This window comes from Hephaestia caeni, assembly GCF_003550065.1.
Classification (GTDB): Bacteria; Pseudomonadota; Alphaproteobacteria; order Sphingomonadales; family Sphingomonadaceae; genus Sphingomonas; species Sphingomonas caeni_A.
On record NZ_QXDC01000006.1, the window covers coordinates 129,750 to 153,219 of the forward strand.

Consider the following 23,470-nt stretch of genomic DNA (forward strand, 5'->3'; position numbering starts at 1 on the left):
AGAAACGCCCGTTTAGGTTTTGGTCCTGGGCTCCTGCTTTCGCAGGAGCGCGGTGAAAATGGAAAGAGATTGATATGTCTCGTCGTCGTCGTCCCGAAAAGCGGGAAATCCTGCCTGATCCCAAATTTGGTGATGAGGTTCTGTCGAAATTCATGAACTCGGTGATGCTGGACGGCAAGAAGGCCGTCGCCGAAGGCATCGTCTATGGCGCGCTCGATACCGTCGAGGCGAAGGCCAAGAAGGATCCGCTGGGCGTGTTCCACGAAGCGCTCAACAACATCAAGCCGGGCATCGAGGTCCGCAGCCGCCGCGTCGGCGGTGCGACCTATCAGGTACCGGTCGAGGTGCGTCCCGAGCGCGCGCAAGCGCTGGCGATCCGCTGGCTGATCGCGGCCGCGCGGGCACGCAGCGAGCACACGATGGCGGGTCGTCTGTCGGGCGAACTGCTCGATGCGTCGAACAACCGCGGCAACGCGGTCAAGAAGCGCGAAGACACGCACCGCATGGCCGAGGCGAACCGCGCCTTCAGCCACTACCGCTGGTAAGCATTCAGGAAACTGCCGGGGCGTCGATGGCGCTCCGGCCACGGAGATAAGATCATGGCCCGCAGCCATCCGCTCGAAAAATATCGTAATATCGGCATCATGGCGCACATCGACGCCGGTAAGACGACGACCACCGAGCGCATCCTTTTCTATACCGGCAAGAACTACAAGATCGGCGAGACCCATGAGGGGACTGCGACGATGGACTGGATGGAGCAGGAGCAGGAGCGCGGGATCACGATCACGTCGGCCGCGACGACCTGTTTCTGGAACGATCACCGCATCAACATCATCGACACGCCGGGCCACGTCGACTTCACGATCGAGGTCGAGCGGTCGCTGCGCGTGCTCGACGGCGCGGTCGCGTGCTTCGATGGCGTCGCCGGGGTCGAGCCGCAGTCCGAGACGGTGTGGCGCCAGGCCGAGAAATATCACGTCCCGCGTATGTGCTTCGTCAACAAGCTCGATCGCACGGGTGCGAATTTCGAGATGTGCGTCGGCATGATCAAGGATCGCCTGGGCGCGCGCCCGGCGGTGCTGTATCTGCCGGTGGGTATCGAGGGCGGCTTCAAGGGCCTGGTCGATCTGGTCGAGAATCGCGCGATCATCTGGCTCGAGGAATCGCTCGGCGCGAAGTTCGAATATCAGGATATTCCTGACGACATGAAGGACGCCGCTGCTGCTGCACGCTCCGAGCTGATCGAGATGGCGGTCGAGCAGGACGACGACGTCATGGAAGCGTATCTCGAAGGCACCGAGCCCGATGCCGCGACGCTGCGCAAGCTGATCCGCAAGGGCACGCTCAACTTCTCGTTCGTCCCCGTGCTGTGCGGTTCGGCGTTCAAGAACAAGGGTGTCCAGCCGCTGCTCGACGCGGTCGTCGATTATCTGCCGAGCCCGCTCGACGTGCCGGCGATCAAGGGCGTCAAGCTCGACGGCGAGACGCCGGACGAGCGCCCGTCGTCGGATACCGCGCCGTTCTCGGCGCTGGCGTTCAAGATCATGAACGATCCGTTCGTCGGCAGTCTCACCTTCGCACGCATCTATTCGGGCAAGCTCGAAAAGGGCGGCTATCTGAACTCGGTGAAGGACAAGAAGGAAAAGATCGGTCGTATGCTCCTCATGCACGCCAACGCGCGTGAGGATATCGACGAGGCCTATGCCGGTGACATCGTCGCGATCGCGGGTCTCAAGGAAACGACGACCGGTGACACGCTGTGCGATCCGCAGCATCCGATCATCCTCGAGCGGATGGAATTCCCGGATCCGGTCATCGAGCTGAGCGTCGAGCCCAAGACCAAGGCGGACCAGGAGAAGATGGGCATCGCGCTCAATCGTCTCGCCGCCGAGGATCCGTCGTTCCGCGTCTCGACCGATCACGAATCGGGCCAGACCATCATCAAGGGAATGGGCGAGCTTCACCTCGAAATCCTGGTCGATCGCATGAAGCGTGAGTTCAAGGTCGAGGCGAATGTCGGCGCGCCGCAGGTGGCATATCGCGAGTATCTCGGCAAGCCGGTCGAACTGACCTACACCCACAAGAAGCAGTCGGGTGGTTCGGGCCAGTTCGGCGAGGTCAAGGTCAAGGTCATTCCCGGCGAGCGCGGCTCGGGCTTCCAGTTCTTCGACGAGATCAAGGGCGGCAACGTGCCGCGCGAATACATCCCGTCGGTGGAAAAGGGCTTCCGCGAGACCGCCGAGACGGGGTCGCTGATCGGCTTCCCGATCATCGATTTCGAGGTCCATCTCGTCGATGGTAAGTATCACGACGTCGATTCGTCGGCGCTGGCGTTCGAAATCTGCGCGCGTGGTGCGATGCGTGAAGCGGCTCAAAAGGCCGGCATCAAGCTGCTCGAGCCGATCATGAAGGTCGAAGTCGTCAGCCCCGAGGAGTATCTCGGCGACGTCATCGGCGATCTGAACTCGCGTCGCGGGCAGATCCAGGGCACCGACAGCCGCGGCAACGCGCAGACCGTCGATGCGCTGGTGCCGCTGGCGAACATGTTCGGCTACGTCAATCAGTTGCGCTCGTTCACGCAGGGCCGCGCGCAATATTCGATGCAGTTCTCGCACTATGACGAAGTGCCGCAGAACGTCGCCGACGAAGTGAAGGCTAAACTGGCGTAATGCGCTGAGGCGCGTTGGGCTGGCATAATGGTGAATCAGTCGCTATGGGGCCGCGTTCGCGCGGCTCCGCTCGCGGCGAAATTTTGAATCAGAAGGTAGGGAAAAATGGCCAAGGCAAAGTTCGAGCGGACCAAACCGCACCTCAACATCGGCACCATCGGTCACGTCGATCATGGCAAGACGTCGCTGACGGCGGCGATCACCAAGGTTCTGGCCGAGACCGGCGGCGCCACGTTCACCGCCTATGACAATATCGACAAGGCCCCCGAAGAGCGCGAGCGCGGCATCACGATCGCGACCAGCCACGTCGAATATGAGACCGACAAGCGCCACTATGCGCACGTCGATTGCCCGGGCCACGCCGATTATGTGAAGAACATGATCACCGGCGCCGCGCAGATGGACGGCGCGATCCTCGTCGTGTCGGCGACCGACGGCCCGATGCCGCAGACCCGCGAGCACATCCTGCTCGCGCGCCAGGTCGGCGTGCCGGCGATGGTGGTGTTCATGAACAAGGTCGATCAGGTTGACGACGAGGAAATCCTCGAACTCGTCGAACTGGAGATCCGCGAACTGCTCTCGTCGTACGAGTTCCCGGGCGATGATATTCCGATCATCAAGGGGTCGGCGCTCGCCGCGCTCGAGGATTCGAACGAGGAAATCGGCAAGAAGGCCGTGATCGAGCTGATGAAGCAGGTCGATGCCTATATCCCCGAGCCGGAGCGTCCGCTCGACAAGCCGTTCATGATGCCGATCGAAGACGTGTTCTCGATCTCGGGTCGCGGCACCGTCGTCACCGGTCGTGTCGAAACCGGCATCATCAAGGTCGGCGAGGAAGTCGAGATCGTCGGCATCCACGATACCCGCAAGACCACGGTCACGGGCGTCGAGATGTTCCGCAAGCTGCTCGATCAGGGCCAGGCCGGCGACAATGTCGGCGCGCTGATCCGCGGCGTCGGCCGTGACGAAGTCGAGCGTGGTCAGGTGCTGGCCAAGCCCGGCTCGATCACGCCGCACACCGACTTCAAGTCGGAAGTGTACGTGCTGTCGAAGGACGAGGGCGGCCGCCACACGCCGTTCTTCGCCAACTATCGTCCGCAGTTCTACTTCCGCACGACCGACGTCACCGGCACCGTTGAGCTGCCCGAGGGCACCGAGATGGTGATGCCGGGCGACAACGTCGCGCTCGGCGTCAAGCTGATCGCGCCGATCGCGATGGACGTCGGCCAGCGCTTCACCATCCGCGAGGGCGGCCGTACGGTCGGCGCCGGCGTGGTGAGCGGCATCGACAAGTAATCTCACGGCTCCGTGAGGGGCTGAGATCGAAGAGCCCGGCTTCCCGCGAGGGAGGTCGGGCTTTTTGTTTGTCGGAGAGGGGAGCGGGACCCCGGCTCGGAGGCCGGGGTGACGGAGTTTTGGGGGGCGGTCCACCTCATTCGTCACCCCGGGCTTGACCCGGGGTCCCGCTTCTTCTTTTCTCATCTCATGAGGGGAGAGGATCGCGGCGGCTGGCTCTACATCATGGCCGATCGCTACCGCGGCACGATGTATGTCGGCGTCACTGCGGACATCAGGTCGCGCGTCCACCAGCACCGCACCGGCCACGGTTCCGACTTCTGCCACCGCTACGGCCTCGTCTGGGCCGACCACACGCCTCTCATTACCGACGCCATCGCTCACGAAAAGCGCCTCAAACGCTGGCGCCGCGCCTGGAAATTCGACCTGATCGAACGCGCCAATCCCGAGTGGCACGACCTGTTTTACGATCTGGCGTAATCGCGCGCCGCTCCGTCATCCCGGCCTTGAGCCGGGATCCCGCTTCTTCTTCTTATCGTGGGCGGCGAAAAGCAGCGGGACCCCGGGTCAAGCCCGGGGTGACGACATTAGGATACGACGGTGGCTTCTCCGATAAATCGGCCTTCCCACAAATAGAATTGACCGGCCGTTTTGAAGGTATCGGCTGCTTCTTGGCCAGAAAGGAACACGAAGCCCAAACGTCGTTCTTCGCCGGGACGAAGAGGTTGATCGCGGAGTAGCAGCAACGCATCCCAACCTTGCAGCGGTTCCGCATCTGAGACCATCACCGGACAGCCCCATCCAGGGAGCGCGGGACCTTCGCGTCCGCCATCGTGTGTTTCATACATCCGAACGTCGGCTATGAGTTGGGGTTCAGCATTGCGCTGGATGTCTTCTCTGCTCATACCTGCAACATGAAGCGCGATGGGAACATCTGCAACATGCAGCCCGGGGCAACAGGCAATCGCAGAAATTTCCCTCTCCCAGGGCTTGATCTCCCCGGCATCCCCGCGTAAAGGCGCGCCTTCGGTTTTGGTTGAACAGCAAGAGGCGGCCTTTCAAGCCGTCGCCCCGGTTTGCGCCGGCGTGACGATTGGAGGAGCTACCCCGCTCTTTCGCATCGGTAGGGTTATGGAAACGCAGAATATCCGCATTCGCTTGAAGGCGTTCGATCATCGTGTGCTCGATCAGGCGACCGGCGACATCGCCGACACCGCCCGCCGGACCGGCGCTCTTATTCGCGGCCCCATTCCCATGCCGACGCGCATCGAGAAGTTCACGGTCAACCGTGGCCCGCACATCGACAAGAAGTCGCGCGAGCAGTTCGAGGTCCGCACCTACAAGCGTATGCTCGATATCGTGCAGCCGACGCCGCAGACGGTCGATGCGCTGATGAAGCTCGATCTCGCCGCGGGTGTGGACGTAGAGATCAAACTGGCCTAAGGGCCGTGCATCCGCGGTCGATCGCTCGATTCGAGCGATCCTGCGGACGCAACGACATTTTGAGATACCGCCAGCGGCTTCGGCCGCTGGGCCAGCGTCTCCCGTCACGTCCGGTTCGCCGGACACCCAGCCCGGGACGGGGGCTCGCTTCGCATTTTCCGGGCTGGAACATGGGTTCGATCGACGATCGGATTCGCAAGCACCCCTGGAATGGTCCGGGGGTGCCTCTGTTTGGGAGCACTGGATCATGCGCACTGGCGTGATCGCGAAGAAAATGGGGATGACCCGCCTGTTCCAGGACGACGGCCGCCATGTGCCGGTCACCGTTCTGGCGCTCGAAGGCGTTCAGGTCGTCTCCGTCCGCGAAAAGGATAGGGACGGCTACACCGCCGTCCAGGTCGGCGCCGGCAGCGCCAAGACCAAGAGCGTCGCCAAGCCGCAGCGCGGCCATTTCGGCAAGGCCGAGGTCGAGCCCAAGGCGATCCTCTGCGAATTCCGCGTGGAAGAAGACGGTTTGCTCGATGTGGGCGCCGAACTCTCCGCGGATCATTTCGTCGCGGGCCAGATGGTCGATGTCTCGGGGCGTACCCAGGGCAAGGGCTTCGCCGGCGCGATGAAGCGCTGGGGCTTCGGTGGTCTGCGCGCCACCCACGGCGTCTCGGTCTCGCACCGCTCGCACGGCTCGACGGGTAACCGCCAGGATCCGGGCCGCGTCTTCAAGAACAAGAAGATGGCGGGCCATATGGGCGACCGCAACCGCACCCAGCAGAACCTCGAGATCGTCTCGACCGACGCCGAGCGCGGCCTCCTCTTCGTCAAGGGCTCGGTGCCCGGCTCGAAGGGTGCGTGGCTGATCGTCAAGGATGCCGTCAAGGTCGCGCGTCACAAGGATGCGCCGTATCCGGCCGGCCTCAAGGCCGCTGCCAACAGCAACACCGCCGCCGCCGAGACGCCCGCTGAGGAAGCGCCGGCGCCCGAGGCGACCGAAGGCCAGGAGGGCTGAACGTGAAGGTCAAGGTATCCTCCTTCGACGCCAAGGCGAAGGCCGGCGACGTCGAACTCAACGACGACGTGTTCGGCGTCGAGCCGCGCGCCGATATTCTGCATCGCGTCGTCACCTGGCAGCTCGAAAAGCGCCGCGGCACTGCCCGCGGCGCCCGCGAGCGCTCGGATGTCGCCCGCACCGGCAAGAAGTTCGGTCGCCAGAAGGGCGGCGGCACCGCCCGTCACGGCGATCGCCGCGCCCCGATCTTCATCGGCGGCGGCAAGGCGCATGGCCCGCGGGTCCGCGACTTCAACCCGTCGCTGAACAAGAAGGTTCGCGCGCTCGGTCTCAAGATGGCGCTCAGCAGCCACGCCAAGGCCGGCTCGCTGATCGTCATGGATTCGATCGCGGTCAAGGACGGCAAGACCAAGGCGCTCACCGCCGATCTCGCCAAGCTGGGCTTCGGCAAGTCGGCGCTCGTGATCGACGGCGATGCGGTCGAGAACAGCTTCGCGCTCGCCGCGGGCAACCTGTTCAACGTGAACGTGCTGCCGGCGATCGGCGCCAATGTTTACGACATCCTCAAGGCCGACACGCTGGTCCTCACCCGCGCGGCCGTCGAGAAGCTGGAGGCGCGCTTCAATGGCTAAGAAGCAGAAGGACGCGGTCGACAATCGTCATTATGACGTGCTCGTCGCGCCGCACATCACCGAAAAGTCGACGCTGATGAGCGAGAACAACGCGGTGGTGTTCAAGGTCGCGCGCGACGCGACCAAGCCCGAGATCAAGGCGGCGGTCGAGGCGATCTTCGACGTCAGCGTGACGGGCGTGAACACGATCACGCAGAAGGGCAAGACCAAGCGCTGGAAGGGCAAGCCCTATGTGCGCTCGGACATGAAGAAGGCGATCGTCACGCTCAAGGACGGGCAGTCGATCGACGTGACGCAGGGGGTCAACTGATCATGGCGCTCAAGCATTACAATCCGACGAGCCCGTCGCGACGCGGCCTGATCTTGATCGATCGCTCGGGCCTGCACAAGGGTGGCCCCGTCAAGGCGCTCACTGAAGGCAAGCGCAAGACCGGCGGCCGCAATAACAAGGGCCACGTCACCTCGCGCGGCATCGCCGGCGGCCACAAGCAGCGCTATCGTTTCATCGATTTCAAGCGCCGCAAATGGGATGTCGAAGGCACGGTAGAGCGGATCGAATACGATCCCAACCGCACCGCGTTCATCGCGCTGGTGAAGTACGCCGACGACGAGCTGGCCTATATCATCGCGCCGCAGCGCCTCGCGGTCGGTGACAAGGTGGTCGCGGGCAAGAAGACCGACGTCAAGCCGGGCAACGCGATGGAACTGGGCCAGATGCCGATCGGCACCATCGTCCACAACGTGGAGATGAAGCCGGGCAAGGGCGGCCAGATCGCGCGTTCGGCGGGTACCTATGTGCAGGTCGTCGGGCGCGATCGCGGGATGGTGATGGTGCGCCTCAACTCGGGCGAGCAGCGCTATATCCGTTCCGATTGCATGGCGACGATCGGCGCGGTGTCGAACCCCGACAACCAGAACCAGAATCTCGCCAAGGCGGGTCGCAATCGCTGGCTGGGCAAGCGCCCGCTGACGCGCGGCGTCGCCAAGAACCCGGTCGACCATCCGCACGGCGGTGGTGAGGGCCGGACCTCGGGCGGCCGTCATCCGGTCACGCCGTGGGGCAAGCCGACCAAGGGTGCGCGCACGCGCCACAACAAGCAGACCGACAAGATGATCATCCGGTCGCGTCACGCGAAGAAGAAGAGGTAATCATGGCCCGCTCCGTATGGAAAGGTCCGTTCGTCGACCTGCATCTGCTGAAGAAGGCGCAAGCCGCTCAGGATTCCGGCGGCCGCGCGCCGATCAAGACCTGGTCGCGCCGCTCGACGATCCTGCCGGATTTCGTCGGCCTGACGTTCAGCGTCTACAACGGTCGCAAGTTCGTGCCGGTGACGGTCAACGAAGACATGGTCGGCATGAAGCTGGGTGAGTTCGCGCCGACGCGTTATTTCCCCGGCCACGCCGCCGACAAGAAGGGCAAGCGCTGATGTCGAAGCAGGCAGCTCCGCGCCGCGTTGGTGACAACGAGGCTTTGGCGGTCGCGACCCAGATCCGCGGCTCGGCCCAGAAGCTCAATCTTGTTGCGGGGCTCATCCGCGGCAAGAAGGCGAGCGACGCGATGAACATCCTGGCCTTCTCGACGAAGGGCATGGCGGTCGACGCGCGCAAGGTGCTGGCCTCGGCCATCGCCAATGCCGAGAACAATCATAATCTCGACGTCGACGCGCTCGTCGTCGCCGAGGCGTCGGTGGGCAAGTCGATCACGATGAAGCGGTTCGCCACGCGCGGCCGCGGCAAGTCGACGCGCATCCTGAAGCCGTTCTCGCGGCTTCGCATCGTCGTCCGCGAGCAGGAAGAAGCATAATGGGTCAGAAGAGCAATCCGATCGGCCTGCGCCTCCAGATCAACCGCACCTGGGACAGCCGCTGGTTCGCGGAAGGAGCGGATTACGGCCGCCTCCTCATGGAGGATCTGAAGATCCGCAAGTACATCGTCGAGACGCTGCCGCAGGCCGCGATCTCGAAGGTGGTGATCGAGCGGCCGGCCAAGCTGTGCCGCGTGTCGGTCTATGCGGCGCGCCCCGGCGTGATCATCGGCAAGAAGGGCGCGGACATCGAGAAGCTGCGGCGCAAGCTCGGCGAGATGACCTCGTCGGACGTGTCGCTGAACATCGTTGAAATCCGCAAGCCCGAGGTTGACGCCAAGCTCGTGGCGCAGGGCGTCGCTGATCAGCTCGAGCGTCGCATCGCCTTCCGTCGCGCGATGAAGCGCGCGGTGCAGTCGGCGCTGCGGCTCGGTGCCGAAGGCATCCGGATCACCTGCGGCGGCCGCCTCGGCGGCGCCGAGATCGCGCGCACCGAATGGTATCGCGAGGGGCGCGTGCCGCTCCACACGCTGCGCGCGAATGTCGATTATGCCGAGGCCACCGCGCACACCGCTTACGGCGTGTGCGGCGTCAAGGTGTGGATCTTCAAGGGCGAGATTCTCGGCCACGATCCGCTCGCGCAGGACCGGCTGATGATGGAAGCGCAGACGTCGGGCGTTCGCCCGGCGCGCGACGATCGCCGCTAAGGAACAAGAGACATGCTGCAACCGAAACGCACCAAGTTCCGCAAGGCGTTCAAGGGCCGGATCCACGGCGATGCCAAGGGTGGCGCCGCGCTCAATTTCGGCTCGTACGGGCTGAAGGCGATGGAGCCCGATCGGCTCACCGCGCGCCAGATCGAGGCGGCTCGCCGCGCGATCACGCGTCACATCAAGCGCCAGGGGCGTTTGTGGATTCGCATTTTCCCGGACGTTCCGGTGTCGGGCAAGCCTGCCGAGGTCCGCATGGGCAAGGGCAAGGGCTCGCCTGAATTCTGGGCGGCGCGCGTCAAGCCCGGCCGTATCCTGTTCGAGCTGGACGGCGTTCCCGGCCCGCTCGCGGCGGAAGCGTTCGAGCGGGCGGCGATGAAGCTGCCGATCAAGACCAAGGTGGTGGCGCGGCTCGGCGACACCACGCACCTGGGAGCATGACGATGGCCCGGATCGACGATCTCAAGGCGAAGACCGACGACCAGCTCGACGAGGAGCTGGGCAATTTGAAGCGCGAGGCGTTCAACCTGCGTTTCCAGGCCGCGACCAACCAGCTCGAAAAGCCGAGCCGGGTTCGCGTCGTTCGTCGCGACATCGCCCGCATCAAGACGCTGCAGGGCGATCGCGCCCGCGCGGCCGCCAAGTAAGGAAGACGAAGCTATGCCGAAGCGTGTGCTGACGGGACAGGTCGTCTCGGACAAGACCGACAAGACGGTGGTGGTGAGCGTCGAGCGCAAGGTGAAACACCCGCTCTACGGCAAGATCATCCGTCGCTCGAAGAAGTACCACGCCCATGACGAGGCGAACGAGTACAAGCAGGGCGAAACGGTGCGGATCGAAGAGACCGCGCCGATCTCCAAGCTGAAGACGTGGAAGGTGATCGAGCGGGTCAACGCCCATGCGACGCCCGAGCGCGCGACGGCCGAGGGCTGAGTGAGGCCCCTCGCGGGGTTTCGATTAGGCTCGGCCTGAACGGGACGAGCAACAGTTTTAGTGTGGAACTTCCGGGACGTGTCCCGGAAAGCCAGGTGAGAAGGAACCGGATCGATGATCCAGATGCAGTCCAATCTCGACGTCGCGGATAACAGCGGCGCCAAGCGGGTGCAGTGCATCAAGGTGCTGGGCGGCTCGAAGCGCCGCACGGCGGGCGTCGGCGACATCATCGTCGTCAGCGTCAAGGAAGCGCAGCCGCGCGGCAAGGTGAAGAAGGGCGATGTCCATCGCGCCGTCATCGTGCGCACGGCGAAGGACATTCGCCGCGCCGACGGCTCGGTGATCCGCTTCGATTCGAACGCGGCGGTGCTGGTCAACAAGAACGAGGAGCCGATCGGCACCCGTATCTTTGGCCCGGTGGTCCGCGAGCTGCGCGCGCGCAAGCACATGAAGATCATTTCGCTCGCGCCGGAGGTGCTGTGATGGCTGCTGCCAGGATCAAGAAGGGTGATCGCGTCATCGTCCTGTCCGGCAAGGACAAGGGCAAGACGGGCGACGTCACCCAGGCGATGCCGAAGGACGGCAAGGTCGTCGTGTCGGGCGTCAACGTCGTGGTGCGCCACGTCAAGCCGAGCCAGGGCGACCCGCAGGGCGGGCTCCAGCGCTCGGAAGCGCCGCTGCATGTCTCCAAGGTCGCGCACGTGACCAAGGACGGCAAGCCCACGCGCGTCCGTTTCGAGACCGGCAAGGACGGCAAGAAGGTCCGCGTCGCGGTCAAGTCCGGGGAGAAGATCGATGGCTGATGCCAAGTATACGCCCCGTATGAAGGGCATTTACGACGAGAAGATCGCCAAGGCGATGACCGACAAGTTCGGTTACAAGAACGCGCTCGAAGTGCCGAGGATCGAGAAGATCGTCCTCAACATGGGCGTGGGCGAGGCGACGCAGGACAAGAAGAAGGTCGAGCAGGCGGCGTCCGAAATGGAGCTGATCGCCGGCCAGAAGCCCGTCGTCACCAAGGCGAAGAAGTCGATCGCGCAGTTCAAGCTGCGCGAAGGCATGCCGATCGGCTGCAAGGTCACGCTGCGCCGCACGCGGATGTACGAGTTCCTCGATCGCCTGATCACGATCGCGATGCCCCGTATCCGCGATTTTCGTGGCCTCAATCCGAAGTCGTTCGACGGTCGCGGCAATTATGCGATGGGCCTCAAGGAACAGCTCGTGTTCCCGGAGATCAACTACGATCGGATCGACAAGGTCCGGGGGCTCGACATCATCGTCACCACCACGGCGAAGACCGACGAGGAGGCGCGCGAGCTGCTCCGTCTGTTCGGTTTCCCGTTCCCGCAGGCCGACGCTGACCAGCGTCAGGCCGCGTAATAGAGGAAGAACTTAAGTCATGGCGAAACTGAGTTCGATCAACAAGAACGAGCGTCGCAAGAAGCTGGTGAAGAAATATGCCGGCCAATATGCGAAGCTGAAGGCGATGGCGAAGGACAAGTCGCTCGACGATAGCGAACGGCTGATCGCGCGCCTCAAGATGGCGGAAATCCCGCGCAACGGCAATCCGACGCGCGTGCGTAACCGCTGTGAGGTGACGGGTCGTCCGCGCGCCTATTACCGCAAGTTCCGCCTCTGCCGCGTGCAGCTTCGCGATCTGGCCAACAAGGGCCTGATCCCGGGCGTCACGAAGTCGAGCTGGTAAGGATCAAGAGATGGCATTGACCGATCCCCTGGGTGATATGCTCACCCGCATCCGCAACGGCCAGCGCGCGCGCAAGGATTCCGTCCTGTCGCCGGGCTCGAAGCTGCGCGTCCGCGTGCTCGATGTGCTCCAGCGCGAAGGCTATATTCGCGGTTACAGCGAAGAAGAGATGGGGCCTGCCAAGGGCATCCGCATCGAGCTGAAATATTTCGAGGGTCAGCCGGCGATCAAGCATGTCGCGCGCGTCTCGAAGCCGGGTCGCCGGGTGTACAGTGGCTCCAAGGAGCTGCCGCGCGTCCAGAACGGCCTGGGCATCACCATCGTCTCGACGCCGCGTGGCGTGCTCTCGGATGCCGAAGCGCGCGACCAGAATGTCGGCGGCGAAGTGCTGGCGGAGGTGTTCTGATGAGCCGCATCGGCAAGAAGATGGTCGTGGTACCCAATGGGGTGACGGCCAATATCGGCGATGGGCAGCTTAGCGTAAAGGGCCCCAAGGGCACGCTCGCGATGCCGCTGGCCGACGACATCACCTACGAGATCCAGGACGGCAGCATTTCGGTGCAGCCGGCCAACGACACCAAGCGCGCCCGCGCCTTCTGGGGCATGCAGCGCACGTTGGTGCAGAACCTCGTCACCGGCGTCACCGAGGGCTTTTCGAAGGTGCTCGAGATCACCGGCGTCGGCTATCGTGCGACCGCGCAGGGCAAGAACCTCAAGCTCCAGCTCGGTTACAGCCACGACGTCAATTTCGCGGTGCCCGAGGGGATCGAGATCAAGACTCCCGATCAGACCACGGTCGAGATTTCGGGGATCGACAAGCAGAAGGTGGGTCAGGTCGCGGCCGAGATCCGTCGCTGGCGCAAGCCCGAGCCGTACAAGGGCAAGGGCATCAAGTATCGCGGCGAGTACATCTTCCGCAAGGAAGGGAAGAAGAAGTGATGACCAAGGGTCTTTCTCTTTTCGAAAAGCGCCGTCGGCGCAATCGCACCGCGCTTCGTGCGCGCTCGGGCACCCGCCCGCGGCTTTCGGTGCATCGCTCGGGCAGGCACATCTATGCCCAGGTGATCGACGACGCCCAGGGCAAGACGCTTGCGTCGGCGTCCACGCTCGAAGAGGGCGCGCGCGCCAAATCGGGTGCGAATGTCGATGCGGCGACGGGCGTCGGCACGCGCATCGCCGCGGCTGCCAAGAAGGCGGGCGTCACCCAGGTGGTGTTCGATCGCGGCGGCTTTCTGTTCCACGGCCGCGTCAAGGCGCTGGCGGAAGCCGCGCGTGAAGGCGGATTGGAGTTCTGATGATGGCTGAAGAGAACACGACCGGCGAAGGCACCCAGCCCGCACAGACGGCGGCGTCAGAAGCCGCTCCCACGCCCGGCCCTGGTGGTCCCGGCGGCGGCCGCGGACGCGGCCCGCGCGGTGGTCGCGGTGGCGGCGATCGTGGCGGCCGTGGCCGTGACGGCCGTGGCCGGCGCGATGATCGCCGTGGCGGCGCGGACGATGGCGGCGAGGAGCTGATCGAAAAGCTCGTCCACATCAATCGCGTCTCGAAGACGGTGAAGGGCGGCAAGCGCTTCGGTTTCGCGGCGCTGGTTATCGTCGGCGACGGCAAGGGCCGCGCGGGCTTCGGCCACGGCAAGGCGCGCGAAGTCCCTGAGGCGATCTCGAAGGCGACCGCGGCGGCCAAGAAGGCGATGGTCCGCGTGCCCTTGAAGGAAGGCCGCACGCTGCATCACGACGGCAACGGCCATTTCGGCGCGGGCCGCGTCACGCTGCGCTCGGCGCCGGCGGGAACCGGCATCATCGCCGGCGGCCCGATGCGCGCGATCTTCGAATCGCTCGGCGTCGCCGATGTCGTCACCAAGTCGGTGGGGACGTCGAACCCCTACAATATGATCCGCGCGACCTTCGAAGCGCTCGGCAGCCAGACCTCGCCCAAGAGCGTGGCGCAGCGCCGTGGCAAGAAGATCGCCGACCTGCTCGGCCGCGGCGGATCGCAGACCGCCGAGGCTGACGCCGCGGCCGTCACGGAGTAAGCCGACATGGCGAAGAAGGAAGCAACCGCGACGGTAAAGGTAACCCAGACGGGGTCGCCGATCCGCCGCAGCAAGGATCAGCTTGCGACGCTCAAGGGTCTCGGCCTGGGCAAGATGCACAAGACGGTCGAGCTTGGCGACACCCCCGAGGTGCGCGGCATGATCCGCAAGGTGCAGCATATGGTGAACGTGGAGGGGTGATGCCGCTCTACCGCTGCTTCGTCCGGGGAGAAAACTTTCCGGGGGAGTTGGTGGGGGCCTCTCAGTTCATGGGTTTCTATACGACCCGCTGGATCGAGGCTCCTACGGCTGAGGCAGCCGAAACGGCCGGAGTAGAGATGCTTCGTGCAGAATACCGTTTCTCTGAAGAGGAGAAACAGCGGGCGCCAGACGCCCGAGTGTATTTTGAGGAAGTGGTCGAAGTTCCGGCTGATACCCCCCAGATTCCTCCGAACAGCGGAGCAACCTGGTTCGAAATGGACAGCGACTAGCGCGACAAAAGCGAAAGCGAGTGCAGAATATGAAACTGAACGATATCCGTGACAACGAAGGCGCCCGCCACCGGAAGATCCGCGTGGGCCGGGGCATCGGCTCGGGCAAGGGCAAGACCGGCGGCCGTGGCCAGAAGGGCCAGAAGAGCCGCGAAGGCGTTTCGATCGCGGGCTTCGAAGGCGGCCAGATGCCGCTCCACATGCGGCTGCCGAAGCGCGGCTTCAACAACATCTTCGCCAAGGATTATGCCGAGGTGAACCTGGGCGCGATCCAGAAGGCGGTCGACGCCAAGAAGCTCGACGCCAAGGGCACGATCGATCATGCGGCGCTCAAGGCTGCCGGTCTCGCGCGCGGCGGCAAGCACGGTGTCCGCCTGCTCGCCAAGGGCACGTTGACGGCGAAGCTCGCCTTCGCGGTCGCCGGTGCGTCGAAGGCGGCGGTCGAAGCGGTCGAGAAGGCCGGCGGTTCGGTCGATATCGCAAAGGTCGTTCCGGCCGCGGAAAAGGCCGCCGCGAAGAAGGGCACCGCGAAGAAGACGGCCAAGAACGGCTGAGGCGGGTTAGACAAGCCGCCAGGCACGACTATATGAGCGGCGGGGGGCGGCATATCGCTTACCCGCCGCCTTCAGTTTCGGGACATTCACATGGCATCGCGCGTCGATCAGATGGCATCCAGTATCAGCCTCGCCAACTTCTCGAAGGCGACCGAGCTAAAAAAGCGCCTGTGGTTCACGCTCGGCGTGCTCATCGTCTTCCGCATGTTGAGCTTCGTGCCGCTGCCCGGCGTCGATCCGACCGCGCTCGGCCTGCTCTCGCAGCAGACGCAGGGCGGGGTGCTCGATTTCTTCAACACCTTCTCGGGCGGGTCGCTCAAGCGCATGTCGCTGACGGCGCTGGGCGTGATGCCGTACATCACCGCCTCGATCGTCGTGCAGCTCGCGACCTCGCTGTCGCCGACGCTTGCCGCGATCAAGAAGGAAGGCGAATCGGGCCGCAAGAAGCTCAATCAATATACCCGCTACGGCACGGTCGGGCTCACGGCGGTGCAGGGCTATTTCATCGCCGTCGGGCTTGAGGCGTTCGGCGCCAATAACGGCGTCCAGGCGATCGTGATGCCGGGCATGCTGTTCCGCCTCGCCGCGGTGATCAGCCTCGTCGGCGGCACGATGTTCCTGATGTGGCTGGGCGAACAGATCACCAGCCGCGGCGTCGGCAACGGCGTGTCGCTGATCATCATGGCGGGCATCGTCGCCGATATGCCGACGTCGTTGGTCAACCTCCTCCAGGGCGGCCGCAGCGGCTCGATCAACCCGCTCAGCCTGATCCTGATCGTCGCCGCGGTGCTCGGGCTGACGCTGTTCATCTGCTACATGGAACTGGCCCAGCGCCGTATCCTGATCCAATATCCCAAGCGCGCCACCCAGCGCGGGATGCAGGCAGAGCGCAGCCACCTGCCGCTTAAGCTCAACACCGCCAACGTGATCCCGCCGATCTTCGCGTCGTCGCTGCTGCTGCTCCCGCTGACGGTCAGCCAGTTCGCCGGCCAGCGCGCCGAGGGCGAAAGCTGGTGGGGTGATCTCATCATCACGCTCAACCAGTATCTCCAGCACGGCTCGCTGCTCTACATGACGCTCTATGGCGCGGGCATCATCTTCTTCACCTTCTTCTACACCGCGGTGGTCTTCAACCCCGAGGAGACGGCGGAGAATCTGAAGCGCCACGGCGGTTTCATTCCGGGCATCCGGCCGGGCAAGAACACCGAGGTCTATCTCGATTACGTGCTCACGCGGATCACCGTGGTCGGGGCGGCGTACCTGACCGGTATCTGTCTGGTGCCCGAATATCTGGTCTCGGCGCTGGCGATCCCCTTCTATCTCGGGGGCACCAGCCTGTTGATCGTGGTCAACGTGACGATGGATACGGTAACGCAGATCCAGAGCCATCTGCTCGCGCATCAATATGGCGATCTTATCAAAAAGGCGAAGCTGAAAGGCGCGCGGTTGCGCTGACGCGCCTGAATTTGCATCGCATGGCGGTTTCGTGCTGAAGGATCAGCCGAACGGGGGCCGCCGTGCGGATGCCCTGACGACGAAGGGGAACGTTGCCGTGGATATCATCCTGCTCGGGCCGCCGGGGGCGGGCAAGGGGACGCAGGCGGGCCGCCTGGTCGCCGATCGCGGCATGGTGCAGCTCTCGACCGGGGATATGCTGCGCGCCGCGGTCAAGGCGGGCACCGAGGTCGGGCTCAAGGCCAAGGCCGTGATGGACGCGGGCGAACTGGTCTCCGACGAGATCGTCTCGGCGATCATCGGCGAACGGCTCGATCAGCTCGGCAAGGATGTCGGCCTGATTTTCGACGGCTATCCCCGCACCGCCGCGCAGGCCGAGGCGCTCGACGCGCTGCTCGCCGCACGCGGCCGCAAGCTCGATTATGTGATCGAACTCGCGGTCGACGAAGACGCGCTCGTCGATCGTATCGTCGGCCGCTACACCTGCGCGGTGTGCGGTGAGGGCTATCACGAGCGTTACAAGCCGCCCAAGGTCGAGGGCACCTGCGACGTGTGCGGCAACCACGAGTTCAAGCGCCGCCCCGACGACAATGCCGAGACGGTGCGGACGCGCATGGCCGAATATCGCGCCAAGACCGCGCCGATCCTGCCGATCTACGATGCGCGCGGGCTCGTCCGCCGCGTCGACGGCATGGCCGATATCGGCCACGTCACCCAGGCGATCGAAGCGATCCTCGACGGCAAGGCATAGCCGCACGCATCACGTTCGGAATAAGCGGCCGAAATTTTCCGTCACCCCGGACTTGCCTGCCCCTGCGCAGGCAGGGGTTCCGGGGTCTAACCCTCCCCGAGCGGTGGCGCCTGTTGGACCTTGGATGCCGGAACAGATCCGGCATGACGAAAGAGTAAAAAGCGCGGATCAACTCGCCGCGGGCAGCCGCAACCGTGCCAGCAGCCCGCCCAGATCCTCGCTTTCCTCCAGACCCACCGTGCCGTCGTAAATCTCCGCCACATCGCGCACGATCGCGAGCCCCAGCCCGGTGCCGGGCTTGTTGCTGTCGAGCCGCGCGCCACGGTCGAACAGCCGGGCGCGGTCTTCCTCGGCGATGCCGGGGCCGTCATCCTCGATCAGGAACTCGACGAAGCCCGCCTCGCCGCGCACCGTCGCGAACACGCTGCCGCCACCGTATTTGGCGGCATTCTCGATCAGATTGCCCAGCATCTCGTCGAGATCCTGCCGCTCGACATGGACTTGCAGGTCGCGGGCGCCGTCGAGGTCGAAGCGCACGTCGGGATAGAGTCGCGAGACCGCGCGCTCGACCGATTCAAGGCTCGGCCACACGTCCGCGCGGCTATGTGCGTGTCCGCGCCGGCCGACCGCGCGCGCGCGGGCAAGATGGTGGTCAACCTGCCGCCGCATCGTGCGCGCCTCGCGCACCACGGTTTCGCCCAGATCGTCGGCGCCCGCGGTCGCGGCGTTCATGATCACCGTCAGCGGGGTCTTGAGCGCGTGCGCGAGGTTGCCCGCATGGCGCCGCGCTTCCTCGGCCTGACGCTCGTTGTGCGCGATCAGCGCGTTCAGTTCCTCGACCATCGGCACGACCTCGACCGGCATCGGCCCTTCGACGCGCTGGAGTTTGCCTGCGCGCATCTTCGCGATCTCCAGCCGCACTTTGCGCAGCGGGCGCAGCCCGTAGAAGGTCTGGAGCGCGGCCATCACGATCAGCCCGAGCGCGAGCAGCAGGAACGATCGCACCAGCGTCCGCCGGAGCACCGCAATCTCGGCATCGAGCGTCGCACGGCTCTCGGCGACCTGGAACCGCCACCAGGTCGATGATCCCGGCAGTTTCAGGTCGCGTTCGAGAATGCGCAGCTTCTCGCCCGGAAACTGGCTGCTGTTATAGGCGTGAACCTCGATGTCCTGATGGTTCATCCCATAGGCCAGATGCCGGTCCCACAGGGACCGCGATGGGAAATCCTCGTGCCCCGGCGCGCTCACCTGCCAATAGAGCCCCGAATAGGGTTCCAGCGTGCGCTGGTCGGCGAGTTCGCGGTTGAAGATCACCTCGCCGTCCGGCCCGATCTCGGCCGAGACGATCAGCGAGGTCAGCATATATTCGATGCCGTTGTCGAAATTGTTGGTGATCGCGGCGGTCAGCACCTTGTCGAGCGCGAAGCCGCCGCCCGCGAGCAGCAGCGCGATCCACGCCGCCGCGATCAGAATCATCCGCCGGCTCAGCGAGCCCGAAACGCGGACGTCCGCCTTCTCCAGGGGTTCGGTGGCGGTCGCCATCGGCTAGACGGTTCCTGTGGCGATCACCCCTCGCGGCGATCGTCGGGGTCTTCGAGGCTGTAGCCCAGGCCACGGATCGTGGTGATCACGTCCTGGCCCAGCTTCTTGCGGATGCGCGTCACGAACACCTCGATCGTGTTCGAATCGCGGTCGAAATCCTGATCATAGATATGCTCGATCAGCTCGGTGCGGCTCACCACCTTGCCCTTGTGATGGAGCAGGTAGCTCAGCAGCTTGTATTCCTGCGCGGTCAGCTTCACCGGCTCGCCCGCGCGCGAGACCTTGCCCGATCGCGTGTCGAGCCGCACGTCGCCCGCGGTCAGCTCCGACGACGCGTTGCCCGAGGCGCGACGGATCAGCGCGCGCAGGCGGGCGATCAGTTCCTCGGTCTGGAACGGCTTGGCGAGATAATCGTCCGCCCCCGCGTCCAGCCCGGCCACCTTGTCCGACCAGCTATCGCGCGCGGTGAGCACCAGCACGGGCATCGCGCGCTCTTCCTTGCGCCAGCGGTCGAGCACTGTCAGCCCGTCGATCTCGGGTAGGCCGAGATCGAGCACCACCGCGTCATAGGTCTCGGTCGAGCCCAGGAAATGCCCTTCCTCGCCATCGGTGGCGAGGTCGATCGCATAGCCCGCGCCTTCGAGCGTGTTCTTGAGCTGCTGGCCCAGGCTGGGCTCATCCTCGACGATCAGAACGCGCACGTGCAGTCTCCCTGTTTATGCCGCCGACGGCGGTTGCTCAGCGATCGGTCCGGCCGATGATGCGGCCCGTCCGCCCGTCGACGTCCACCCAGATCACGACTCCATCGCGCAGGAACTTGAGCGTGTAAATGGCGCTCGCCGAATCGAACACGAAGCCGAGATAGTGCGAATCCTTCATTGTCGGCACGATCCGCCGTTCGATCTCGCGCAGCGGCAGGATGCGGCCGTTGCGTCGCGCCTCGAAGGCTTCCTGCTGGTCACCGCGCCGCTGCTGCGCCGCATCCGCGGGCTGCGCAGGGCCGGAGACGGCAAGCGCCGAAAGGGCGCAAAACACGGATAGAACGGCCATTCGCATGGCGTGTGGCATAGAGGGGGGGCGTTGAATAGCCTATGAATGCCCCGCTCACGCCGCGGTCATCCCCGGCACGCCGCATTTGCCGTTCCAGCCTCGGCGTCCTAGGGGACGCGCCATCATGGCTGCTCCCGTCCTCGCATATGAAAATCTCGGTCTGATCCAGGGCGCCGGCTGGCTGTTCCGTGGGCTAGACGTGCATATCGGCCCGCGTGATCGACTTGCGCTGATCGGCCGCAACGGCGCGGGCAAGACGACCTTCTGCAAGGCGCTCGCCGGGATCATCGACACCGACGAGGGGCGCCGCATGATCAAGCCCGGCACGCGCGTCGTGCTGCTCGAACAGGAACCCGATCTCTCGCGCTGCGAGACATTGCTCGATTACGTTCTCGGCGGCGATGACGCGCCCGAGCGCCACGCGGCGGAAGCGATCGCCGATCAGATCGGCATCGATCTCTCGCGCCTTGCTGCCACCGCCTCGGGCGGCGAGCGCCGCCGCGCCGCAATCGCGCGCGCGCTGGCGCAGGAGCCCGACGTGCTGCTGCTCGACGAGCCGACCAACCATCTTGATCTCGCCGCGATCGAATGGCTCGAAGACTGGCTGGCACGCTTTTCGGGCGCGTTCATTGTCATCAGCCACGATCGCACCTTCCTGACGCGGCTGACGCGCCAGACGCTGTGGCTCGATCGCGGCAATCTGCGCCGCAGCGAGGTCGGCTACGGCGGGTTCGAGGCGTGGACCGAGGCGGTCTATGCCGAGGAAGCCCGCGCCGCCGACAAGCTCGACGCCAAATTGAAGCTCGAGGCGCATTGGCTCGAACGCGGCGTCACCGCACGCCGCCGCCGCAACCAGGGCCGGCTCGCCAAGCTCTACGAGATGCGTGCCCAGCGCGCGGCAATGCTTGGGCCGCAGGGCACCGCCAAGCTCGTCACCGGCGCCGACGACGTGCGCACCAAGACGGTGATCGACGCCAAGAACATCACCAAGCGCTACGATGAACGCACGATCATCAAGGATTTCACGCTGCGCATCCAGCGCGGCGACCGGATCGGCGTGGTCGGCGCCAACGGCGCGGGCAAGACGACGCTGCTCCGGCTGCTGACCGGCGAGATCGAGCCCGACGAGGGCAGCATCCGGCTTGCCAAGACGCTCGACGGCGTGATCATCGACCAGCAGCGCAAGCTGATGGCGCCCGACAAGCGCGTTCGCGACGTGCTCGCCGATGGCGGCGACTGGATCGAGGTGCTGGGAATAAAGAAACACATCAAGGGCTATCTCAAGGAATTCCTGTTCGATCCCGAATTGACCGACGCGCTCGTCGGCACGCTCTCGGGCGGCGAGCGTTCGCGGTTGCTGCTCGCGCGCGAATTCGCGCGGCACTCGAACCTGCTGGTGCTCGATGAGCCGACCAACGATCTCGACATGGAGACGCTCGATCTGCTCCAGGAAGTGATCGCCGATTATGACGGCACCGTGCTGATCGTCAGCCATGATCGCGACTTCCTCGATCGCACCGTCACCGTGACGCTGGGATTGGATGGCTCGGGCACGATCGATGTCGTCGCCGGCGGCTACGAGGATTGGGAGCGCAAGCGCAGCCCCCGCGAGACGAAGAAGACGCCCCCCAAGGCCGCGCCCACTGCGCCACCGCCGCCGCAGAAAGCGACCAAGCTCAGCTACAAGGACCAGCGCGACTACGATCTGCTGCCGAAGCGGATCGAAGAACTCGACGCCGCGATCGCCCGCGACGAGGCGGCGCTCGCCGATCCCGATCTCTACGCAAAGGATCCGAAACGCTTCGACACGCTGATGAAAGCGATCGAGAAGGCGCACGCTGAAAAGGAAGCCGCCGAGCTACGCTGGCTCGACCTCGCTGAACGGGTCGACGCGCTCGGTTGAGGCGGCGCACGGGCGATGGTATTACTTCTTCCTACCAGCACGGGAGAAACACGATGGGCGCCGTTCGCAAACTCAGCATCGCGCTGACCGAAGAACTCGCGAGCGAAGTCGACAATGCGGTCGCGACGGGCGATTACGCGAGCGCGAGCGAGGTCATCCGTGATGCGCTTCGCCTCTGGCGCCGCGACCGCGACGCCGACCGCGCCGAAACGCTCCGCCTCCGCCGCTTGTGGGAAGAGGGGCTGGCAAGCGGGAAGCCGCAGGATGTGACCGACGAATGGTTCGAAGACATCAAGCGCCGCGGCATGGCGCGGCTTGCCGCACTACGTGAAGCGGGCTGATGCGAATTGTCTATCTGCCTCAGGCGGATACCGATCTACTCGAGATATTCATGTCGATCGCGAGCGACAACGAGCCCGCGGCGCACCGTCTGGTCGATCGCGTGCGCGTCGCTGTCTTGCGGCTGCGCGATCATCCACGCAGTGCGCCCGCGCGCGAGGATATAGCAGACGGCGTGCGCGGGCTTTCGGTGGCAGGCTATATCGTGCTGTATCGCGTCGCGGATGAGGTACACATCGTGCGCATCATCCACGCGGCGCGCGATCTTCCCAATCTCGATCTGGGCGGCTGAGCCGCTACAGCGCCTTGCCGTTGCGCCCCGCCAGATCGACGACATATTGCCACGCGACGCGCCCCGATCGGCTGCCGCGCCGCGTCGCCCAGCCGATCGCTTCTTGCGGATCGAACGGCAGATCGTACGCCTCGGCATAACCGCGTACGATCGCGAGATAGCCGTCCTGATCGACGACATGGAAGCCGAGGCTGAGCCCGAAGCGGTCGGCGAGCGCGAGGTGATCGTCCACCGAATCGCGCGGGTTGATCGCGCTTTCCTGCTCGGCGATGTCGCGCGGCACCAGATGGCGCCGGTTGGAGGTGACGACCAGCCGCGCATTGGCCGGCCGCGCCTCGGCGCCGCCTTCGAGCATCGATCGCAGTGCGCGCGCGTCGCCCGCCGCGTCGAAACCGAGATCGTCGATGAACAGCGCGAACGCACGATCCACCGGCGCGATCGCGTCGAACAGCGCCGACAGATCGTCGAGCCGGTGCGTCACCACCTCGATCAGCGCCAGCACGCCGCCCGCCGCCTGAACATGCGCGACCGCGCTCTTGACCAGTGCCGATTTGCCGGTGCCACGCGCGCCCCACATCAGTACGTCCTGCGCGGCGTGGCGCGCCGCAAGCCGATCGAGATTGGCGACCAGCGCCGCCTTCTGCATCTCGACCCCGTGGAGCATGGCCAGCGGCAGCGGCGCGAACTGGCGCGCGGCGGTAAGGCCGTCGCCGCGCCAGACATAGGCCGGGTGCGCCAGCGGGTCGGCGGACGCCGGCGGCGGCGGGGCCAGCCGCTCGAGCGCGGCGGCGATACGGTCGATCGGGTCGGTCATTCAGCGGCCTTGGGGTTCCTACGCGAACATTCGTGTGTTCCCGCTTTCG

36 protein-coding genes are annotated in these 23,470 nt (G+C 64.9%); 31 read left to right on the forward strand and 5 right to left on the reverse strand.

Annotated elements, in window-relative coordinates:
- The first annotated feature begins 74 nt into the window (after positions 1 to 74).
- The 4 genes from rpsG (at position 75) to DFR49_RS21135 (ending at position 4,448) form a co-directional block, all read left to right on the forward strand.
- The gene (gene rpsG, locus DFR49_RS21120) at positions 75 to 545 is read left to right on the forward strand and encodes a 30S ribosomal protein S7 (RefSeq protein ID WP_119037647.1); all 471 of its coding nucleotides are present in this window, start codon (positions 75 to 77) and stop codon (positions 543 to 545) included.
- 54 nt (positions 546 to 599) lie between these two features.
- Positions 600 to 2,672, forward strand: coding sequence for an elongation factor G (gene fusA, locus DFR49_RS21125; RefSeq protein ID WP_119037648.1), 2,073 nt, complete (start codon positions 600 to 602; stop codon positions 2,670 to 2,672).
- A gap of 105 nt (positions 2,673 to 2,777) precedes the next feature.
- Positions 2,778 to 3,968, forward strand: a complete 1,191-nt coding sequence (gene tuf / locus DFR49_RS21130) for an elongation factor Tu (RefSeq protein WP_119037649.1) — start codon at positions 2,778 to 2,780, stop codon at positions 3,966 to 3,968.
- 189 nt (positions 3,969 to 4,157) lie between these two features.
- Entirely contained in the window at positions 4,158 to 4,448 is a 291-nt protein-coding gene (locus DFR49_RS21135; RefSeq protein WP_119037650.1) for a GIY-YIG nuclease family protein, read from the forward strand.
- Between the two features lie 107 nt (positions 4,449 to 4,555).
- Here DFR49_RS21135 and DFR49_RS22355 read toward each other — a convergent pair whose 3' ends face one another.
- On the reverse strand, positions 4,556 to 4,756 hold the full coding sequence (locus DFR49_RS22355) for a hypothetical protein (RefSeq protein ID WP_245968691.1): 201 nt from the start codon (positions 4,754 to 4,756) through the stop codon (positions 4,556 to 4,558).
- A 343-nt stretch (positions 4,757 to 5,099) separates the two neighbouring features.
- Here DFR49_RS22355 and rpsJ point away from each other — a divergent pair, with 343 nt between their 5' ends.
- From rpsJ to DFR49_RS21260, 24 genes are all read left to right on the forward strand, one after another.
- Positions 5,100 to 5,411 carry a 30S ribosomal protein S10 gene (gene rpsJ, locus DFR49_RS21145; protein ID WP_119037652.1) on the forward strand — a complete coding sequence of 104 codons (312 nt, stop codon included), beginning with the start codon at positions 5,100 to 5,102 and terminating at the stop codon, positions 5,409 to 5,411.
- Between the two features lie 247 nt (positions 5,412 to 5,658).
- Complete coding sequence (rplC, locus tag DFR49_RS21150; protein WP_119037653.1) at positions 5,659 to 6,414, forward strand: 50S ribosomal protein L3; 756 nt, start codon at positions 5,659 to 5,661, stop codon at positions 6,412 to 6,414.
- A gap of 2 nt (positions 6,415 to 6,416) precedes the next feature.
- Positions 6,417 to 7,046, forward strand: a complete 630-nt coding sequence (rplD, locus tag DFR49_RS21155) for a 50S ribosomal protein L4 (protein ID WP_119037654.1) — start codon at positions 6,417 to 6,419, stop codon at positions 7,044 to 7,046.
- A complete protein-coding gene (locus DFR49_RS21160; RefSeq protein ID WP_119037655.1) occupies positions 7,039 to 7,356 on the forward strand; it encodes a 50S ribosomal protein L23 in 318 nt (105 codons plus the stop codon). The genes rplD and DFR49_RS21160 overlap by 8 nt, the downstream gene beginning before the upstream one ends.
- A 2-nt stretch (positions 7,357 to 7,358) precedes the next feature.
- On the forward strand, positions 7,359 to 8,195 hold the full coding sequence (gene rplB / locus DFR49_RS21165) for a 50S ribosomal protein L2 (RefSeq protein WP_119037656.1): 837 nt from the start codon (positions 7,359 to 7,361) through the stop codon (positions 8,193 to 8,195).
- A 2-nt stretch (positions 8,196 to 8,197) separates the two neighbouring features.
- Positions 8,198 to 8,473 carry a 30S ribosomal protein S19 gene (gene rpsS / locus DFR49_RS21170; RefSeq protein ID WP_119037657.1) on the forward strand — a complete coding sequence of 92 codons (276 nt, stop codon included), beginning with the start codon at positions 8,198 to 8,200 and terminating at the stop codon, positions 8,471 to 8,473.
- Positions 8,473 to 8,850, forward strand: a complete 378-nt coding sequence (gene rplV / locus DFR49_RS21175; RefSeq protein ID WP_119037658.1) for a 50S ribosomal protein L22 — start codon at positions 8,473 to 8,475, stop codon at positions 8,848 to 8,850. The genes rpsS and rplV overlap by 1 nt, the downstream gene beginning before the upstream one ends.
- Positions 8,850 to 9,557: a 30S ribosomal protein S3 gene (gene rpsC / locus DFR49_RS21180; RefSeq protein WP_119037659.1), complete on the forward strand. Its 708-nt coding sequence runs from the start codon at positions 8,850 to 8,852 to the stop codon at positions 9,555 to 9,557. The genes rplV and rpsC overlap by 1 nt, the downstream gene beginning before the upstream one ends.
- A gap of 12 nt (positions 9,558 to 9,569) precedes the next feature.
- Entirely contained in the window at positions 9,570 to 10,001 is a 432-nt protein-coding gene (rplP, locus tag DFR49_RS21185) for a 50S ribosomal protein L16 (protein WP_119037661.1), read from the forward strand.
- A gap of 2 nt (positions 10,002 to 10,003) precedes the next feature.
- Positions 10,004 to 10,207: a 50S ribosomal protein L29 gene (gene rpmC / locus DFR49_RS21190; protein WP_119037663.1), complete on the forward strand. Its 204-nt coding sequence runs from the start codon at positions 10,004 to 10,006 to the stop codon at positions 10,205 to 10,207.
- A 13-nt stretch (positions 10,208 to 10,220) separates the two neighbouring features.
- Complete coding sequence (gene rpsQ / locus DFR49_RS21195) at positions 10,221 to 10,493, forward strand: 30S ribosomal protein S17 (RefSeq protein WP_119037665.1); 273 nt, start codon at positions 10,221 to 10,223, stop codon at positions 10,491 to 10,493.
- A 114-nt stretch (positions 10,494 to 10,607) separates the two neighbouring features.
- The gene (gene rplN / locus DFR49_RS21200; protein WP_119037667.1) at positions 10,608 to 10,976 is read left to right on the forward strand and encodes a 50S ribosomal protein L14; all 369 of its coding nucleotides are present in this window, start codon (positions 10,608 to 10,610) and stop codon (positions 10,974 to 10,976) included.
- On the forward strand, positions 10,976 to 11,296 hold the full coding sequence (gene rplX / locus DFR49_RS21205) for a 50S ribosomal protein L24 (RefSeq protein ID WP_119037669.1): 321 nt from the start codon (positions 10,976 to 10,978) through the stop codon (positions 11,294 to 11,296). The genes rplN and rplX overlap by 1 nt, the downstream gene beginning before the upstream one ends.
- Positions 11,289 to 11,873: a 50S ribosomal protein L5 gene (rplE, locus tag DFR49_RS21210; RefSeq protein WP_119037671.1), complete on the forward strand. Its 585-nt coding sequence runs from the start codon at positions 11,289 to 11,291 to the stop codon at positions 11,871 to 11,873. The genes rplX and rplE overlap by 8 nt, the downstream gene beginning before the upstream one ends.
- Positions 11,874 to 11,892: 19 nt before the next feature.
- Positions 11,893 to 12,198, forward strand: coding sequence for a 30S ribosomal protein S14 (gene rpsN, locus DFR49_RS21215; protein WP_119037673.1), 306 nt, complete (start codon positions 11,893 to 11,895; stop codon positions 12,196 to 12,198).
- A 10-nt stretch (positions 12,199 to 12,208) separates the two neighbouring features.
- Positions 12,209 to 12,604, forward strand: a complete 396-nt coding sequence (gene rpsH / locus DFR49_RS21220; RefSeq protein WP_119037675.1) for a 30S ribosomal protein S8 — start codon at positions 12,209 to 12,211, stop codon at positions 12,602 to 12,604.
- Complete coding sequence (gene rplF, locus DFR49_RS21225; RefSeq protein ID WP_119037677.1) at positions 12,604 to 13,137, forward strand: 50S ribosomal protein L6; 534 nt, start codon at positions 12,604 to 12,606, stop codon at positions 13,135 to 13,137. Before rpsH ends, rplF begins: the two co-directional genes overlap by 1 nt.
- A complete protein-coding gene (rplR, locus tag DFR49_RS21230; protein ID WP_119037679.1) occupies positions 13,137 to 13,493 on the forward strand; it encodes a 50S ribosomal protein L18 in 357 nt (118 codons plus the stop codon). The genes rplF and rplR overlap by 1 nt, the downstream gene beginning before the upstream one ends.
- Positions 13,494 to 13,495: 2 nt before the next feature.
- Entirely contained in the window at positions 13,496 to 14,230 is a 735-nt protein-coding gene (rpsE, locus tag DFR49_RS21235) for a 30S ribosomal protein S5 (protein ID WP_119037681.1), read from the forward strand.
- A gap of 6 nt (positions 14,231 to 14,236) precedes the next feature.
- The gene (rpmD, locus tag DFR49_RS21240; RefSeq protein ID WP_119037683.1) at positions 14,237 to 14,431 is read left to right on the forward strand and encodes a 50S ribosomal protein L30; all 195 of its coding nucleotides are present in this window, start codon (positions 14,237 to 14,239) and stop codon (positions 14,429 to 14,431) included.
- On the forward strand, positions 14,431 to 14,721 hold the full coding sequence (locus tag DFR49_RS21245) for a hypothetical protein (protein WP_119037685.1): 291 nt from the start codon (positions 14,431 to 14,433) through the stop codon (positions 14,719 to 14,721). Before rpmD ends, DFR49_RS21245 begins: the two co-directional genes overlap by 1 nt.
- 29 nt (positions 14,722 to 14,750) lie before the next feature.
- Positions 14,751 to 15,275: a 50S ribosomal protein L15 gene (gene rplO / locus DFR49_RS21250; protein WP_119037770.1), complete on the forward strand. Its 525-nt coding sequence runs from the start codon at positions 14,751 to 14,753 to the stop codon at positions 15,273 to 15,275.
- A 90-nt stretch (positions 15,276 to 15,365) separates the two neighbouring features.
- The gene (secY, locus tag DFR49_RS21255) at positions 15,366 to 16,730 is read left to right on the forward strand and encodes a preprotein translocase subunit SecY (RefSeq protein ID WP_119037687.1); all 1,365 of its coding nucleotides are present in this window, start codon (positions 15,366 to 15,368) and stop codon (positions 16,728 to 16,730) included.
- A gap of 97 nt (positions 16,731 to 16,827) precedes the next feature.
- Positions 16,828 to 17,481 (forward strand): adenylate kinase, encoded by a 654-nt coding sequence (locus DFR49_RS21260; protein ID WP_119037772.1) that lies wholly within the window; start codon positions 16,828 to 16,830, stop codon positions 17,479 to 17,481.
- Positions 17,482 to 17,649: 168 nt separating this feature from the next.
- Here DFR49_RS21260 and DFR49_RS21265 read toward each other — a convergent pair whose 3' ends face one another.
- Genes DFR49_RS21265 through DFR49_RS21275 form a run of 3 tightly spaced genes read right to left on the reverse strand, consistent with a single transcriptional unit; the run spans position 17,650 to position 20,073 of the window.
- Positions 17,650 to 19,023, reverse strand: a complete 1,374-nt coding sequence (locus DFR49_RS21265; protein WP_119037689.1) for a sensor histidine kinase — start codon at positions 19,021 to 19,023, stop codon at positions 17,650 to 17,652.
- Positions 19,024 to 19,046: 23 nt separating this feature from the next.
- A complete protein-coding gene (locus DFR49_RS21270; protein ID WP_119037691.1) occupies positions 19,047 to 19,724 on the reverse strand; it encodes a response regulator transcription factor in 678 nt (225 codons plus the stop codon).
- A 37-nt stretch (positions 19,725 to 19,761) separates the two neighbouring features.
- Positions 19,762 to 20,073 carry a hypothetical protein gene (locus DFR49_RS21275; protein WP_119037693.1) on the reverse strand — a complete coding sequence of 104 codons (312 nt, stop codon included), beginning with the start codon at positions 20,071 to 20,073 and terminating at the stop codon, positions 19,762 to 19,764.
- A gap of 124 nt (positions 20,074 to 20,197) precedes the next feature.
- On the opposite strand from DFR49_RS21275, the gene DFR49_RS21280 reads away from it, so the two are divergent.
- The 3 genes from DFR49_RS21280 to DFR49_RS21290 are packed head-to-tail and all read left to right on the forward strand — an operon-like array spanning position 20,198 to position 22,607.
- Entirely contained in the window at positions 20,198 to 21,976 is a 1,779-nt protein-coding gene (locus DFR49_RS21280) for an ABC-F family ATP-binding cassette domain-containing protein (RefSeq protein WP_119037695.1), read from the forward strand.
- A 53-nt stretch (positions 21,977 to 22,029) separates the two neighbouring features.
- Positions 22,030 to 22,317 carry a type II toxin-antitoxin system ParD family antitoxin gene (locus DFR49_RS21285; RefSeq protein ID WP_119037697.1) on the forward strand — a complete coding sequence of 96 codons (288 nt, stop codon included), beginning with the start codon at positions 22,030 to 22,032 and terminating at the stop codon, positions 22,315 to 22,317.
- A complete protein-coding gene (locus DFR49_RS21290) occupies positions 22,317 to 22,607 on the forward strand; it encodes a type II toxin-antitoxin system RelE/ParE family toxin (RefSeq protein ID WP_119037699.1) in 291 nt (96 codons plus the stop codon). Before DFR49_RS21285 ends, DFR49_RS21290 begins: the two co-directional genes overlap by 1 nt.
- Before the next feature lie 4 nt (positions 22,608 to 22,611).
- Here the strand turns inward: DFR49_RS21290 and DFR49_RS21295 are convergent, their stop codons facing one another.
- Positions 22,612 to 23,421, reverse strand: a complete 810-nt coding sequence (locus DFR49_RS21295) for an ATP-binding protein (RefSeq protein ID WP_119037701.1) — start codon at positions 23,419 to 23,421, stop codon at positions 22,612 to 22,614.
- Positions 23,422 to 23,470: the final 49 nt, after the last annotated feature.

What these genes read in the sequence shown, in the direction of transcription:
- rpsG (WP_119037647.1), top strand. Translation starts at nt 75, where the DNA reads ATGTCTCGTCGTCGTCGTCCCGAAAAGCGGGAAATCCTGCCTGATCCC.
- fusA (WP_119037648.1), top strand. Translation starts at nt 600, where the DNA reads ATGGCCCGCAGCCATCCGCTCGAAAAATATCGTAATATCGGCATCATG.
- tuf (WP_119037649.1), top strand. Translation starts at nt 2,778, where the DNA reads ATGGCCAAGGCAAAGTTCGAGCGGACCAAACCGCACCTCAACATCGGC.
- DFR49_RS21135 (WP_119037650.1), top strand. Translation starts at nt 4,158, where the DNA reads ATGAGGGGAGAGGATCGCGGCGGCTGGCTCTACATCATGGCCGATCGC.
- rpsJ (WP_119037652.1), top strand. Translation starts at nt 5,100, where the DNA reads ATGGAAACGCAGAATATCCGCATTCGCTTGAAGGCGTTCGATCATCGT.
- rplC (WP_119037653.1), top strand. Translation starts at nt 5,659, where the DNA reads ATGCGCACTGGCGTGATCGCGAAGAAAATGGGGATGACCCGCCTGTTC.
- DFR49_RS21160 (WP_119037655.1), top strand. Translation starts at nt 7,039, where the DNA reads ATGGCTAAGAAGCAGAAGGACGCGGTCGACAATCGTCATTATGACGTG.
- rplB (WP_119037656.1), top strand. Translation starts at nt 7,359, where the DNA reads ATGGCGCTCAAGCATTACAATCCGACGAGCCCGTCGCGACGCGGCCTG.
- rpsS (WP_119037657.1), top strand. Translation starts at nt 8,198, where the DNA reads ATGGCCCGCTCCGTATGGAAAGGTCCGTTCGTCGACCTGCATCTGCTG.
- rplV (WP_119037658.1), top strand. Translation starts at nt 8,473, where the DNA reads ATGTCGAAGCAGGCAGCTCCGCGCCGCGTTGGTGACAACGAGGCTTTG.
- rpsC (WP_119037659.1), top strand. Translation starts at nt 8,850, where the DNA reads ATGGGTCAGAAGAGCAATCCGATCGGCCTGCGCCTCCAGATCAACCGC.
- rplP (WP_119037661.1), top strand. Translation starts at nt 9,570, where the DNA reads ATGCTGCAACCGAAACGCACCAAGTTCCGCAAGGCGTTCAAGGGCCGG.
- rpmC (WP_119037663.1), top strand. Translation starts at nt 10,004, where the DNA reads ATGGCCCGGATCGACGATCTCAAGGCGAAGACCGACGACCAGCTCGAC.
- rpsQ (WP_119037665.1), top strand. Translation starts at nt 10,221, where the DNA reads ATGCCGAAGCGTGTGCTGACGGGACAGGTCGTCTCGGACAAGACCGAC.
- rplN (WP_119037667.1), top strand. Translation starts at nt 10,608, where the DNA reads ATGATCCAGATGCAGTCCAATCTCGACGTCGCGGATAACAGCGGCGCC.
- rplX (WP_119037669.1), top strand. Translation starts at nt 10,976, where the DNA reads ATGGCTGCTGCCAGGATCAAGAAGGGTGATCGCGTCATCGTCCTGTCC.
- rplE (WP_119037671.1), top strand. Translation starts at nt 11,289, where the DNA reads ATGGCTGATGCCAAGTATACGCCCCGTATGAAGGGCATTTACGACGAG.
- rpsN (WP_119037673.1), top strand. Translation starts at nt 11,893, where the DNA reads ATGGCGAAACTGAGTTCGATCAACAAGAACGAGCGTCGCAAGAAGCTG.
- rpsH (WP_119037675.1), top strand. Translation starts at nt 12,209, where the DNA reads ATGGCATTGACCGATCCCCTGGGTGATATGCTCACCCGCATCCGCAAC.
- rplF (WP_119037677.1), top strand. Translation starts at nt 12,604, where the DNA reads ATGAGCCGCATCGGCAAGAAGATGGTCGTGGTACCCAATGGGGTGACG.
- rplR (WP_119037679.1), top strand. Translation starts at nt 13,137, where the DNA reads ATGACCAAGGGTCTTTCTCTTTTCGAAAAGCGCCGTCGGCGCAATCGC.
- rpsE (WP_119037681.1), top strand. Translation starts at nt 13,496, where the DNA reads ATGGCTGAAGAGAACACGACCGGCGAAGGCACCCAGCCCGCACAGACG.
- rpmD (WP_119037683.1), top strand. Translation starts at nt 14,237, where the DNA reads ATGGCGAAGAAGGAAGCAACCGCGACGGTAAAGGTAACCCAGACGGGG.
- DFR49_RS21245 (WP_119037685.1), top strand. Translation starts at nt 14,431, where the DNA reads ATGCCGCTCTACCGCTGCTTCGTCCGGGGAGAAAACTTTCCGGGGGAG.
- rplO (WP_119037770.1), top strand. Translation starts at nt 14,751, where the DNA reads ATGAAACTGAACGATATCCGTGACAACGAAGGCGCCCGCCACCGGAAG.
- secY (WP_119037687.1), top strand. Translation starts at nt 15,366, where the DNA reads ATGGCATCGCGCGTCGATCAGATGGCATCCAGTATCAGCCTCGCCAAC.
- DFR49_RS21265 (WP_119037689.1), bottom strand. Translation starts at nt 19,023, where the DNA reads ATGGCGACCGCCACCGAACCCCTGGAGAAGGCGGACGTCCGCGTTTCG.
- DFR49_RS21275 (WP_119037693.1), bottom strand. Translation starts at nt 20,073, where the DNA reads ATGGCCGTTCTATCCGTGTTTTGCGCCCTTTCGGCGCTTGCCGTCTCC.
- DFR49_RS21280 (WP_119037695.1), top strand. Translation starts at nt 20,198, where the DNA reads ATGGCTGCTCCCGTCCTCGCATATGAAAATCTCGGTCTGATCCAGGGC.
- DFR49_RS21285 (WP_119037697.1), top strand. Translation starts at nt 22,030, where the DNA reads ATGGGCGCCGTTCGCAAACTCAGCATCGCGCTGACCGAAGAACTCGCG.
- DFR49_RS21290 (WP_119037699.1), top strand. Translation starts at nt 22,317, where the DNA reads ATGCGAATTGTCTATCTGCCTCAGGCGGATACCGATCTACTCGAGATA.
- DFR49_RS21295 (WP_119037701.1), bottom strand. Translation starts at nt 23,421, where the DNA reads ATGACCGACCCGATCGACCGTATCGCCGCCGCGCTCGAGCGGCTGGCC.